13 protein-coding genes are annotated in these 11,947 nt (G+C 58.6%); 7 read left to right on the forward strand and 6 right to left on the reverse strand.

Features of this window, described 5'->3' with window-relative positions:
* Nucleotides 1–6 precede the first annotated feature (6 nt).
* Entirely contained in the window at nt 7–657 is a 651-nt protein-coding gene (locus AC07VY_RS11810; RefSeq protein WP_495097686.1) for a BON domain-containing protein, read from the forward strand.
* A 74-nt stretch (nt 658–731) separates the two neighbouring features.
* On the opposite strand, the gene AC07VY_RS11815 is transcribed toward AC07VY_RS11810, so the two are convergent.
* From AC07VY_RS11815 to AC07VY_RS11830, 4 genes are all read right to left on the reverse strand, one after another.
* Complete coding sequence (locus AC07VY_RS11815; protein ID WP_495097685.1) at nt 732–1,646, reverse strand: NAD(P)-dependent oxidoreductase; 915 nt, start codon at nt 1,644–1,646, stop codon at nt 732–734.
* Nucleotides 1,647–1,809: 163 nt separating this feature from the next.
* A complete protein-coding gene (locus AC07VY_RS11820) occupies nt 1,810–2,946 on the reverse strand; it encodes a PilT/PilU family type 4a pilus ATPase (protein ID WP_495097684.1) in 1,137 nt (378 codons plus the stop codon).
* A gap of 12 nt (nt 2,947–2,958) precedes the next feature.
* Entirely contained in the window at nt 2,959–3,591 is a 633-nt protein-coding gene (locus AC07VY_RS11825; RefSeq protein WP_495097683.1) for a cyclic nucleotide-binding domain-containing protein, read from the reverse strand.
* 22 nt (nt 3,592–3,613) lie between these two features.
* On the reverse strand, nt 3,614–4,657 hold the full coding sequence (locus tag AC07VY_RS11830) for a type IV pilus twitching motility protein PilT (protein ID WP_495097682.1): 1,044 nt from the start codon (nt 4,655–4,657) through the stop codon (nt 3,614–3,616).
* Between the two features lie 38 nt (nt 4,658–4,695).
* Here AC07VY_RS11830 and AC07VY_RS11835 point away from each other — a divergent pair, with 38 nt between their 5' ends.
* On the forward strand, nt 4,696–5,391 hold the full coding sequence (locus tag AC07VY_RS11835) for a YggS family pyridoxal phosphate-dependent enzyme (protein ID WP_495097681.1): 696 nt from the start codon (nt 4,696–4,698) through the stop codon (nt 5,389–5,391).
* 185 nt (nt 5,392–5,576) lie between these two features.
* Here the strand turns inward: AC07VY_RS11835 and AC07VY_RS11840 are convergent, their stop codons facing one another.
* Together AC07VY_RS11840 and AC07VY_RS11845 are read right to left on the reverse strand one after the other, a co-directional pair.
* Complete coding sequence (locus AC07VY_RS11840; protein ID WP_495097680.1) at nt 5,577–6,053, reverse strand: Lrp/AsnC ligand binding domain-containing protein; 477 nt, start codon at nt 6,051–6,053, stop codon at nt 5,577–5,579.
* A complete protein-coding gene (locus AC07VY_RS11845; RefSeq protein WP_495097679.1) occupies nt 6,050–6,475 on the reverse strand; it encodes an Lrp/AsnC family transcriptional regulator in 426 nt (141 codons plus the stop codon). Before AC07VY_RS11845 ends, AC07VY_RS11840 begins: the two co-directional genes overlap by 4 nt.
* Before the next feature lie 246 nt (nt 6,476–6,721).
* Between AC07VY_RS11845 and AC07VY_RS11850 the strand changes: the two genes are divergently transcribed.
* From AC07VY_RS11850 to AC07VY_RS11870, 5 genes are all read left to right on the forward strand, one after another.
* Nucleotides 6,722–7,723 (forward strand): porin, encoded by a 1,002-nt coding sequence (locus AC07VY_RS11850; protein WP_495097678.1) that lies wholly within the window; start codon nt 6,722–6,724, stop codon nt 7,721–7,723.
* Nucleotides 7,724–8,036: 313 nt separating this feature from the next.
* Nucleotides 8,037–9,062: a porin gene (locus AC07VY_RS11855; RefSeq protein WP_495097677.1), complete on the forward strand. Its 1,026-nt coding sequence runs from the start codon at nt 8,037–8,039 to the stop codon at nt 9,060–9,062.
* Between the two features lie 205 nt (nt 9,063–9,267).
* On the forward strand, nt 9,268–10,362 hold the full coding sequence (ocd, locus tag AC07VY_RS11860) for an ornithine cyclodeaminase (RefSeq protein ID WP_495097676.1): 1,095 nt from the start codon (nt 9,268–9,270) through the stop codon (nt 10,360–10,362).
* Entirely contained in the window at nt 10,359–11,300 is a 942-nt protein-coding gene (rocF, locus tag AC07VY_RS11865) for an arginase (RefSeq protein WP_495097675.1), read from the forward strand. The genes ocd and rocF overlap by 4 nt, the downstream gene beginning before the upstream one ends.
* A 5-nt stretch (nt 11,301–11,305) precedes the next feature.
* Entirely contained in the window at nt 11,306–11,911 is a 606-nt protein-coding gene (locus AC07VY_RS11870) for a MarC family protein (protein ID WP_495097674.1), read from the forward strand.
* Nucleotides 11,912–11,947 lie beyond the last annotated feature (36 nt).

Raw genomic sequence — 11,947 nt, forward strand, 5'->3', positions numbered from 1 at the left:
TTGAATGTGAAAGACACTATGCGTCCGTTTTATTTGACTTGTGTGGCTTCGGTGGTATTGGGTGCGAGCCTTTCGGCGTGCGTGCCGCTGGTGATGGGCGGTGCATTTGTCGGCTCGGCCATGGTGGCCACGGACCGCCGTACTTCCGGCGCCCAGCTGGAAGACGAGGGCATCGAACTGCGCGCCAACAACCGCATTGGCCAGGCGCTGAGTGAGCAGGCACACATCAATGTGACCAGCTACAACCGCCAGGTCTTGCTGACCGGTGAAGTCCCCACCGCAGCCGACAAGCAGAAGCTGGACGACCTGGTGTTGAAGGTGGACAACGTGCGTTCGGTGGTGAACGAGGTAGCGGTGCTGGGTACGACCTCGCTGTCGCAGCGCTCGTCGGACACCCTGGTGACGGGCAAGGTCAAGGCCGCGCTGGTGGACGCGCGTGATCTGCAGTCGAATGTGTTCAAGGTGGTGACCGAGCGTGGCGTAGTCTATTTGATGGGCCGCGTTTCACAACGCGAAGCCGACCGAGCCACCGAGCTGGCCCGCAACGTCAGCGGTGTGCAAAAGGTGGTGCGTGTGTTTGAGGTGCTGAGTGAGGACGAGTTGAAAAACGCTGTTCCCCAGCCTGCCCCCGTGAGCACGGCAACGCCGGCGTCCTGAGTTCTGACGCCATAAGAAAAAGCCCCTGGCATCTGGATGCCAGGGGCTTTTTCATGGGCGGGTGCAAAGCGGAATTACTTGAGGCGCTTGATCAGGCTGGACGTGTCCCAGCGCTGGCCGCCCATCAGCTGCACATCGGCATAGAACTGGTCCACCAGGGCCGTTACAGGCAGGCGTGCGCCGTTGCGCTTGGCCTCGTCCAGCACCAAGCCCAGGTCCTTGCGCATCCAATCCACCGCGAAGCCGAAATCGAATTTGTCGGCCACCATGGTCTTGCCACGGTTGTCCATCTGCCAGCTTTGGGCTGCGCCCTTGCCAATGACGTCCAGCACCTGCAGCATGTCCAGGCCAGCGCGCTGGCCGAAGGCCACGGCTTCGCTCAGACCCTGCACCAGGCCGGCAATGCATATCTGGTTGACCATCTTGGCCAGTTGGCCAGCGCCGCTTTCGCCGACCCGGGTGATGGCACGGGAGAAGGCCATGGCTGTGGGGGCGATGGCGTCAAAGGCCTGTGCGTCGCCGCCGCACATGACTGTCAGCAGGCCATTCTGTGCACCCGCCTGACCGCCGGATACGGGTGCGTCGATGAAGCGCAGGCCCAGGGGGCGTGCGGCAACATCCAACTCGCGGGCCACTTCGGCCGACGCCGTGGTGTGGTCCACAAAAATTGCACCCGGCTCCATGCCGGCAAATGCACCGTCAGCGCCCAGCGTGACGGAGCGCAGGTCGTCGTCATTGCCCACGCAGCAAAAAACGATGTCGGCACCCTGCGCAGCCAAACGTGGGGTTTCAGCATGTTTCGGGGCCGTAGTGCTGGAATACTCTGCGCACCATGCTATGGATTTTGTAGTGGTGCGGTTGTACACCGTGACCGCGTGCCCAGCCAACGCCAGATGCCCTGCCATGGGGTAGCCCATCACGCCCAGGCCAATGAAGGCAACTTTTTTGGACGGGACGGAATCGTAGGTTTTCGGGTTGGTGCTGGACATGGAAAGGTTCACGCAAAGAAGTTAGGGAATTTTTGATATCGAGGCTAGAGGTCGTGCCGAACTTCTTTTCCAGAGAACCCACGGAACCGGCTGCGCCGGGCCGTAGGGTTCGCCCCCTGCAAGGGGGTTGGCGGAAACACGAAGTGTGTAGCCTGGGGGTGGGTCAAACGATAGCGAAATGCTCCGTGCCCGCCGCCAGGTCCTGGGTCTTGGCGCGCTGGCTGTTGAGCTTGATCTGCAGACGCAGGTCGTTGAGTGAGTCGGCGTTGCGCAAGGCATCTTCGTAGCTGATGAGCTGGCCCTCGTAAGCATCGAACAAGGACTGGTCAAAGGTCTGCATGCCGAGGTTGCGGCTTTTCTTCATCACCTCCTTGATTTCCGAGACTTCGCCCTTGAACACCAGGTCCGAGATCAGCGGCGTATTCAGCAAGATTTCGACCGCGGCGGTGCGGCCCTTGTTGTCTTGGCGTGGTATGAGGCGTTGCGACACGATGGCGCGCAGGTTCAGCGACAAGTCCATCAGCAACTGGGGGCGGCGGTCTTCGGGGAAGAAGTTGAGTATCCGCTCCAGTGCCTGGTTGGAGTTGTTGGCGTGCAGCGTGGCCAGGCACAGGTGGCCGGTTTCCGAGAACGCGATGGCGTGTTCCATGGTGGTGCGGTCGCGTATTTCGCCCATCATGATCACATCGGGCGCCTGGCGCAGGGTGTTCTTCAGTGCGATGTCCCAATTGTCGGTGTCCAGTCCGATCTCGCGGTGGGTCACTACACAGTTCTTGTGGGCGTGCACAAATTCCACCGGGTCTTCGATGGTGATGATGTGGCCGAAGGATTGGTCATTGCGCCAGTCCACCATGGCAGCCAGGGTGGTGGTCTTGCCGCAGCCGGTGGCGCCGACCAGGATGCACAGGCCACGCTTGGTCATGACCACGTCTTTCAGTACGGGCGGCAGGCCCATGCTATCGATGGTGGGCACGGAGTTGGGAATGACGCGTATCACCAGACCGACCTTGCCTTGCTGCATGAAGGCATTTACCCGGAAGCGGCCAATGCCGGCCGGGGAAATGGCAAAGTTGCATTCCTTGGTGCGTTCAAACTCCGCCGCTTGCTTGTCGCTCATGATGGCGCGGGCCAGCGCCAAGGTGTGAGCTGATGTCAGTGGCTGGGGCGAAACCTTGGTGACGCTGCCATCCACCTTGATGCCGGGCGGGAATTCAGCGGTCAAGAATAGGTCGCTGCCGTTGCGACTGACCATCAATTTCAGAAGGTCGTTGATGAACTTGCTGGCCTGGTCACGTTCCATTGTGTTGCCTTTTTAGTTGGGTCGGTCGCTGAATCGGGCGCTGATGGCGCGCAGACGCAGCGAGAGTTTGCGTGCCAGCAAGGCAATCAGGCTGGCCGCAAGGCGCGGATCGGTGTTCATCATGTCGTCCATGGACTCGGCGCTGAGCACGGCGATCTCGCAGTCGTCCAGGGTGGTGCAGGCAGAAAACCGCATGCCGCTGTCCAGAAGCGACATTTCACCCAGGATGTCACCCGGCTTGGCTTCTGCCAGGCGCAGATGCTCACCCCAGGGTTGCAGCCGGTCGATAGCGATGGTGCCTTTGAGCAAGACGACCATGAAGTTGCCGTATTCGCCCTGGCGGATGACGTCGCGTCCACCCGGTACCAGGGCAAACTGGCAAAAGCGCTCCATGCGCTCAATGGAGGCGGCTTCCAGGTGCTCCATATTCTTGTCTTTGGCCCATAAGCTTTGCAGCAGCTTGACGCTGCTGGACGAGGCCAGGCGCTTGGCGCCAACTTCCACCGCGCGTGCATCCCAGGGCACCAGCATGGACGGGTCCACATCCTGGCCGTTGAATGCCGTGGTGAACAGCACCGAGTCGGGAGTGGTGGCACCTGGCTCCGGTTCTTTTTTATTGAGTAGAAACTCGAGAATACCCTTCATGGGGCGCTCCAATGGTCAGTGTTCAGCCGGGGAAGTTTTCCGGTATTTTCGCTTTGCCGCGGGCCTCGGCCGGGCTGATGATATTGCGGCGCACCAGGTCGGTCAGATTCTGGTCCAGTGTCTGCATGCCGACTCCGTTGCCGGTCTGGATGGTGGAGTACATCTGTGCCACCTTGGCTTCACGGATCAGGTTGCGGATGGCACTGGTGCCCAGCATGATTTCATGTGCTGCCACGCGACCCTGGCCGTCCTTGGTTTTGCACAGCGTCTGGGAAATGACCGCCTGCAATGATTCGGACAGCATGGCTCGGATCATTTCCTTCTCTTCGGCCGGAAACACGTCAATGATCCGGTCTATGGTCTTGGCTGCACTGGAGGTATGTAGCGTGCCAAAAACCAGGTGGCCTGTTTCGGCCGCCGTCATTGCCAGGCGGATGGTTTCCAGGTCGCGCATTTCCCCCACCAGGATGGCGTCCGGATCTTCACGCAGCGCGGACCGAAGGGCGTTGGCAAAGCTCAGGGTGTGCGGGCCTACTTCACGCTGGTTGACCAGGCATTTTTTGGATTCGTGGACGAATTCGATCGGGTCTTCCACGGTAAGTACGTGGCCGTACTCGGTTTCGTTCAGGTGGTTGACCATGGCCGCCAGTGTGGTGGATTTACCCGAACCTGTGGGGCCTGTGACCAGCACCATGCCCCGGGGCTTGAGCGCTAGGTCGGCAAAGATCTTGGGGGCGTTCAATTGCTCCAGGGTCAAAATCTTGGACGGGATGGTCCGCAGCACGGCGCCGGCGCCTCGGGCGTGGTTAAAGGCATTCACGCGGAAGCGCGCCAAGCCTTCAATTTCGAAAGAGAAGTCCACCTCCAGAAACTCTTCGTAGTGCTTGCGCTGGCTGTCGCTCATGATGTCATACACCATGGCGTGGACGGTCTTGTGGTCCAGTGGCTCCACATTGATGCGCCGAACATCCCCGTGCACCCGGATCATGGGCGGCAAACCCGCGGACAGGTGCAAGTCGGAGGCCTTGTTTTTTACGCTGAACGCAAGCAGTTGGGTGATGTCCACGGATCCCTCGATGTTTTGGTACGCTGTGGGCTTTGATTATGACGACCATTAGCCACAATCTCCAGCAGGTCCTAGAAAGGATTTCTGTCGCCTGTGCGCAGGCGCAACGCTCGACCGATGCGGTGACTTTGCTGGCCGTATCCAAGACATGGGGTGCGTCCGCAGTGCGTGAGGCCTACGCTGCGGGCCAGACTTGTTTTGGCGAGAATTACATCCAGGAGGCGGTGGACAAGATGGACGCCCTGCGCGACCTGCCGCTGGAGTGGCATTGCATAGGTCCGATCCAGAGCAATAAGAGCCGGCTGGTTGCAGAGAACTTCGACTGGGTGCATACCGTGGACCGTTTGAAGATCGCGCAGCGGCTCAGCGACCAACGTCCGACCCATTTACCGCCCTTGAATATCTGCTTGCAGGTGAATGTCGATGGCGGGCCTACCAAGTCGGGCGTGGAGCCCGGGCAAGTCTTGGCGTTGGCCACCCAGGTTGCCGCTTTACCCCGCCTGTGTCTGCGCGGCATCATGTCGATTCCGGAGCCCTTGCCTGTGTTTGCGCAGCAACTGGTGGTGCACCAGCAGACCCGGGTTCTGTTCGATACCATCGTTGCTGCCGCATTGCCTAGTGCGGACCGCTTTGATACTTTGTCCATGGGTATGAGTGCCGATCTGGAGGCCGCCGTGCTGGCGGGCAGCAGCATGGTGCGTATAGGGACAGCGATTTTTGGTGGACGTAGCTAGGAGCCTGTCGGGCTTGGAACGTCGAAAGCGAAAATCGGCCCCAGCGAGGATAGTTTTTGCCGGATTTGCAGGCCCATAGCTCCGCTATGGGGCAAAAAGACGGTGAAAAATGGACCGCTGCGGTCGGTTTGCAGCCGACGCTTTCCAAGTCCGACAGGTTCCTAGGCCGCTTGAAGGATGCTGGCTCAGCTCAGGCGCAGACGGGTTGAGTTCTTTACTTCTTCCATGACGGCGTAGGTGCGGGTCTCGCGAATCCCGGGCAGCTGCCACAACACGGTGCCTGCGAACTCGCGGTAGGCCAGCATATCTGCCATGCGGGTTTTGAGAAGGTAGTCAAAGCCGCCCGCGACCATATGGCACTCCATGATTTCGGGACGCACTTGCACCGCTGCTTTGAAGGCTTCGAAGACGTTCGGTGTGGTGCGGTCCAGTAGAACCTCGACGAAGACCATCATGGACGCCCCCAACTGCAGCGGGTTGAGCCGTGCCTCGTAGCCCAGGATATAGCCTTCCTTCGTCAGGCGTTGCACGCGCGCCAGTACTGCGGTGGGCGATAAGCTGACTTTTTCGGCCAGCTTGAGATTGGATATGCGCCCGTCTTCCTGCAGAAAGTCCAGGATTTTCAGGTCGATGCGGTCTAGGTCAAGAAGGGTGCTGGTCACGACAAGCGGTAGGTTTCAAGGTGAATACTGGTTTCCGTGGCGCTGATGCCGCGCACCAAGCGGATACGCTCCAGTACCTGCGATAGCTCGGAGAGGTGGGCGGCACGCAGCTCAGCCAGCAGATCCCAACGGCCGTTGGTGTCGTGCAGTGCCGCCACGCCGGGTTCACCCAGCAGGCTGTCAATCACTGCGCGTGTTGCGTTGCCGGCTACGGCAATCCCCATCCAGGCGCGGATTTCGTTGGGTTGCGCGTCGGGTCGCAGCCGTATGGTGTAGCCAACGATGACACCGGCATCTTCCAGTTTGGCAATGCGGTTCGTGACCGTGCCACGCGACACGCCAAGCTTGTGCGCAAGGGTTGCCACTGTGGTGCGGGCGTCTTTGCGTAGCAGGGAAATGAGCTGTTGGTCGGTTGCGTCCATGGTGTCATTTTGCTGCGAATGGACACCAACTAGCCAAAAATCGCCAAGCGCGCCTGGCTTTAGGGTTAACGCGGTGCCGATTTGTGGCATGGGACTTGCGTAATGAAGGTGTTATTCACGTAACTGTGGTTAAGCAGCACGCAAATAACAACAACGTATGACAGCGGATTCGACTGTGATTTCACGGCGTGTGCGCTGCCCACTTTGATTGCAAATTTTTACCATTTCATCTATTAGGAATTTTCCATGAAGAAGAGTCTGATTGCCTTGGCCGTTCTGGCTTCGACTGGCGCTGCAATGGCCCAGTCCTCGGTCACGTTGTACGGCATTATTGATGTGAATTTGCAGTCTGCAAAGGCAAACGACTTGCGTAAAACCTTGCTGGAGAGCGGCGGCATTAACGGCAGCCGTTGGGGGCTCAAAGGCGCTGAAGATTTGGGCGGCGGCCTGAAGGCTGTCTTCAATCTGGAAAGCGGCTTTAACGTGGACACCGGTACTGGTAAGGCTGGCTCTATTTTTAACCGTCAGTCGTATGTCGGTCTGGCGGGTTCTTTTGGTGAGTTCGATTTCGGCAATACCGGTACGGCGTACGATGACACCGCTATCAACAGCGATCCGCTGTGGGACGGTCTGTTGGCTCCTGCTTACACCGTGTGGCAGAACGGTGCTGCCTACAACGGCAAGCCAGGCAACATGATCAAGTACAGCTCCCCTAGCTTTGGTGGCGTGACTGTTGCTGCCAGCTATGCATTGGGTGAAAACAAGACGGCTACGACCAGCGCTAAGGGCGTTGCTGCTGTGAATGTGCAGTACACCGGCGGCCCTCTTTATCTGAGCTTGGCCTACCAAGAGGACAGCAAGGCACACAATGCTGCTGGCGCTACTGGTGCAGCTTCGTATAAAGACGTGCTGTTTAACGCTTCCTATGATCTTGGCGTCGTGAAGCTCGAAGGTAGCTACAACCAAAACACGACCGATTTGGATTTGAAGTCCAACCAATTCCAGTTCGGTGTGGATGTTCCTGTGGGCCCAGCTTTGGTTCTGTCGACCGGCTATGCTTATTCGAAGGACAAGGACACGAATGGCGTGAGTGGCACGAAACGTGACGGTCTGGGTCTGGGCGCGAAGTACAGCCTGTCCAAGCGTACCTTTGTGTACACCGGAGCAATGTGGGCACAAAGCAAGCCAGCTGTCGGGGAAAAGGTCAAGACCGACATCTACACCATCGGCCTGAATCACTCTTTCTAAGCCGGACCTAGCGGTATGAAGGTCCTCTTGAACCCGAGAGGGCCTTCTTTAACATTGCGCATGGAAATTGGCGGTAGCGAGCGTTGCAGATTGACCAATCCATGCGCAAGACAAACGTTTTTCTGGGCAACTACACACAAAATTAACAATTGGATTCAAAAAAAATACTTGCTCACGTTTGGTGTGTGAAAGGCCGGTGAAGTTGTATCTCAATAACAACAGGTCCTGAAGAAATTGCAGGGTTATTGCGGGTTGCTAGGCGTTTTGGGGGCAAACTTCGAACACCAATTTTTCAACCCGTTAGGAAAATCCCATGAAAAAGAGTTTGATTGCTTTGGCCGTTTTGGCTTCTACTGGCGCTGCAATGGCCCAGTCCTCGGTTACCTTGTACGGTATCGTTGACGTGAACCTGCAATCCCAAAAAGACGAAATCAATGCTGGTACCAGCGCTGCTGTTCGTCAAGCTTCGCTGTCTAGCGGTGGCGTTTCCACCAGCCGTTGGGGCCTGAAGGGTTCCGAAGATCTGGGCGGTGGTTTGAAGGCCAACTTCGTTCTGGAAAACGGTTTTGACGCTAGCACCGGTGCCGCTGCTGGTGCCTTGTTCAACCGTCAATCGTGGGTTGGTTTCTCCGGTGGTTTCGGTGAAGTCCGCCTGGGTAACGACTACACCGCACGTGATGACATCAACGGTGCCGCACACGCAGTGTTCGACTCCGCGTTCTCGCCTTCCGTGTACATCGAGTCTGGCTACAACTCCAACCCGAACAACCAAATCAAGTACCTGACGCCTAGCTTCTCCGGTTTCTCTGGTGCAGTTAGCTACGCTCTGGGCGAAAACAAAACCGCCACGCAAAGCGCTGAAGGCGTTGCTGCTGTGAACGTTCAGTACGCTGCAGGTCCTCTGTACATTGGCCTCGCTCACCAGCAAGACAAGAAGACCTTTATTGCTACTGGCAAGAACAACAAGGATACCTTCCTGAACGCTACGTACGACCTGGGCGTTGCCAAGATTCTGGCTAGCTTCCGTGATGTGAAGAACACCGTGACGAACGGTTCTGGCTACAACAGCATCAGCTACGACAAGCAACGCGTGTACCAAATCGGTGCTGACGTTCCTGTCGGCGCAGCTCTGGTTGTGTCCGCTGGTTACGCTCACTCCAAGAGCGAATTGGCTGGCATCAACGACGTGACCGGCAACGGTTTCGCTATCGGCGCTTCCTACAGCCTGTCCAAGCGCACCTCTATCTACACCGCTTTGAACTACTCCAAGGATAAGCAAGACGGCGCTGAAACTCTGAAGTCCAGCGTTTACGCCGTTGGCGTTCGCCACTCGTTCTAATTCCCTGCCGGCGTAAGCCGGTTTGGATTTAGCAATGCAAAAAAGCCACCCGGTTTGCCGGGTGGCTTTTTTTTATTCTGAATTGTCATTTTGATAGAAATTTATATCAAAACGATAGTTTTTTATCTAAAAGATGGCAATGTTAGCGATGTACATTGACAGCCTCTGTTGCGACACTGCGTGCATTCCTAGAAAGACCTGCACCATGCACAACATCGCACTTGTACCCACCCAATTCCTTAGCGCCCAAGACGTGGCTAGCATCGTCCAACGCAAGGGGCTATCTGCCTGCTTGCGGGGCATGGCCGACACTATTCAGGCTGATTTTTTGCGCTGGCAAGCTTTTGACAAGTGCGCCCGCGTGGCCAGCCATTCCGCCGATGGCGTGATTGAGCTGATGCCGATTGCCGACGACCAAAGCTACGCCTTTAAATACGTCAACGGACACCCCAAGAACAATGCGCTGCATGGCCTACCCACGGTGATGGCGTTTGGCATGCTGGCCAGCGTAGCCACCGGCGTGCCCGAACTGCTGAGTGAGCTGACCCTGACCACGGCCATCCGCACCGCAGCGACCTCCGTCGTCGCCGCCCGTGCCCTGGCCCGCCCTAACAGCCGCAGCATGGCGCTGATTGGCAATGGTGCGCAAAGCGAATTCCAGGCCCTGGCTTTCCACTACCTGATGGGAATCGAAGAGGTGCGCTTGTTCGATACCGATCCGCTGGCGACAGCCAAGCTGGTGGACAACCTGCGCTCTACCGCCTTGAAGGTCGTGGTTTGCGTCAGCACCTTAGAGGCCGTGCGCGGTGCCGACATCGTGACCACCGTGACTGCCGACAAAACCAATGCCACCATCCTCACCCCCGAGATGCTGGAGCCCGGCATGCACATCAACGGCGTAGGTGGCGACTGCCCCGGCAAGACCGAGCTGCACCCCGACGTGCTGCGTGCCGCCAGCGTGTTCGTGGAATACGAACCGCAGACCCGCATCGAAGGCGATTTGCAGCAGCTGCCGGCCGACTTTGCCGTGACCGAAATGTGGCAGGTGCTTAGCGGCAAGGCCGTGGGCCGTAGCAGCGATGCGCAGATCACGGTGTTCGATTCGGTGGGTTTTGCTCTGGAGGATTACTCCGCGCTGCGCTTTATGCGCGACACTGCACAGGAGCTGGGTCTGGGCCAGCGCTTGGCCCTGATTCCAGGCCTGGATGACCCGAAAGATTTGTATAGTTTGGTACGTCCCTCGGCCGCACAGGTCGGGGTATCCGTACCAGCACTCTCACCGGAAGCAGTAGCAGCATGACATCTTCGAGCAAGGGCGTGAGCCTGATTGGCGTTCCCACCGACATCGGTGCTGGCGTGCGGGGCGCCCGCATGGGCCCGGAGGCATTGCGCGTTGCGGGCCTGGCCCAGGCGTTGGAGCAGGCCGGTCTGGACGTGCGCGACTGCGGCAATATCCGCGGCCCCGCCAACCCCTGGCAAGCCCCGGTGGACGGCTATCGCCACCTGCCGGAGGTGGTGCAGTGGAACGAGCTCGTGCACAAGGTTGTGCATTTCGAGCTGCAATCGGGTCGCCTGCCCATCATGCTCGGTGGCGACCATTGTTTAGGCATAGGCTCCATCAGCGCGGTGGCGCGCCACTGCCGTGAAACCGGCAAGAAGTTGCGCGTGCTGTGGCTGGATGCACATGCGGATTTCAACACGGCAGCCCTCACGCCCAGCGGCAACATCCACGGCATGCCGGTCGCCTGTCTGTGTGGCCATGGCCCAAAGGCACTGATTGAAATCGGTGGCCATGTGCCAGCCATCAGCCCGGCAGAGATTGTGGAGATCGGCATCCGCAGCGTGGACCTGGGCGAAAAACGCTTTGTGCATGACGTGGGCATCGAAGTCTTCGACATGCGCTTCATCGACGAGATGGGCATACGCCACACCATGGAAATGGCGCTGGACGGTCTGGACGAAAACACCCATCTGCACATCAGCCTGGACGTGGATTTTCTCGACCCCGACATCGCCCCCGGTGTAGGCACCACCGTGCGTGGCGGTCCCAACTACCGCGAAGCCCAGCTGTGCATGGAGATGATTGCCGATACTGGCCTTCTGGCCTCGCTGGATATCGTCGAGCTCAACCCGGCGCTGGATGTGCGCAACCAGACGGCTGAATTGGCCGTGGATCTGGTGGAAAGCCTGTTCGGCAAGAGCACGTTGATGCGCCAGGTGTCGCCCAGCAACGGCTAGCCGCCATGCAGCACGATTTCTACTCGGCCTTGATGGTCTTGCTGATTGTGCTCGACCCTTTGGGCAACGTGCCCATCGTGCTCAGCCTGCTGCGCAATACGCCGCGCGAACGGCGCTTTGCCATCGTCAGCCGCGAATGCTTTTTCGCGCTGGTGATTCTGCTGGTCTTCATGTGGGGTGGCGACCGGCTGCTGCATGTCATGCACCTCACCGACGCCTCGCTGGAAATTGCCGGCGGCGTGATCCTGTTCTTGATCGCCATGGGCATGGCCTTCCCCAGCATGGGCGTGAGTTTTTCCGGCCCTGAGGATGAGGGCGAGCCGGTGCTGGTGCCTCTGGCCATTCCGATGATTGCCGGCCCGTCCTCGCTGGCCACCGTGTTGCTGCTGGCCTCGCGTCAGCCTGAGCGTGCCTGGACCTGGGCCGCCGCCATTGCGCTCAGCATGGTGGTTGTCTGGCTGGTGTTGCTCTCGGCCAGCGCACTGGCGCGGCGCCTGGGCAAATCTGGCCTGATCGCGCTGGAGCGGCTGATGGGCCTGCTGCTGGCGGCGATGGCGGTGGAGATGCTCATCTCGGGTCTGCGCAATGCCTTTCCCGGAATCGCTCAATAGCATTGGCATAGTTTTTTAAACTAGTTTGTCTTAAAA

Source organism: Rhodoferax sp. GW821-FHT02C08 (genome assembly GCF_059421805.1).

What these genes read in the sequence shown, in the direction of transcription:
- AC07VY_RS11815 (WP_495097685.1), bottom strand. Translation starts at nt 1,646, where the DNA reads ATGTCCAGCACCAACCCGAAAACCTACGATTCCGTCCCGTCCAAAAAA.
- AC07VY_RS11820 (WP_495097684.1), bottom strand. Translation starts at nt 2,946, where the DNA reads ATGGAACGTGACCAGGCCAGCAAGTTCATCAACGACCTTCTGAAATTG.
- AC07VY_RS11825 (WP_495097683.1), bottom strand. Translation starts at nt 3,591, where the DNA reads ATGAAGGGTATTCTCGAGTTTCTACTCAATAAAAAAGAACCGGAGCCA.
- AC07VY_RS11835 (WP_495097681.1), top strand. Translation starts at nt 4,696, where the DNA reads ATGACGACCATTAGCCACAATCTCCAGCAGGTCCTAGAAAGGATTTCT.
- AC07VY_RS11845 (WP_495097679.1), bottom strand. Translation starts at nt 6,475, where the DNA reads ATGGACGCAACCGACCAACAGCTCATTTCCCTGCTACGCAAAGACGCC.
- AC07VY_RS11850 (WP_495097678.1), top strand. Translation starts at nt 6,722, where the DNA reads ATGAAGAAGAGTCTGATTGCCTTGGCCGTTCTGGCTTCGACTGGCGCT.
- AC07VY_RS11855 (WP_495097677.1), top strand. Translation starts at nt 8,037, where the DNA reads ATGAAAAAGAGTTTGATTGCTTTGGCCGTTTTGGCTTCTACTGGCGCT.
- ocd (WP_495097676.1), top strand. Translation starts at nt 9,268, where the DNA reads ATGCACAACATCGCACTTGTACCCACCCAATTCCTTAGCGCCCAAGAC.
- rocF (WP_495097675.1), top strand. Translation starts at nt 10,359, where the DNA reads ATGACATCTTCGAGCAAGGGCGTGAGCCTGATTGGCGTTCCCACCGAC.
- AC07VY_RS11870 (WP_495097674.1), top strand. Translation starts at nt 11,306, where the DNA reads ATGCAGCACGATTTCTACTCGGCCTTGATGGTCTTGCTGATTGTGCTC.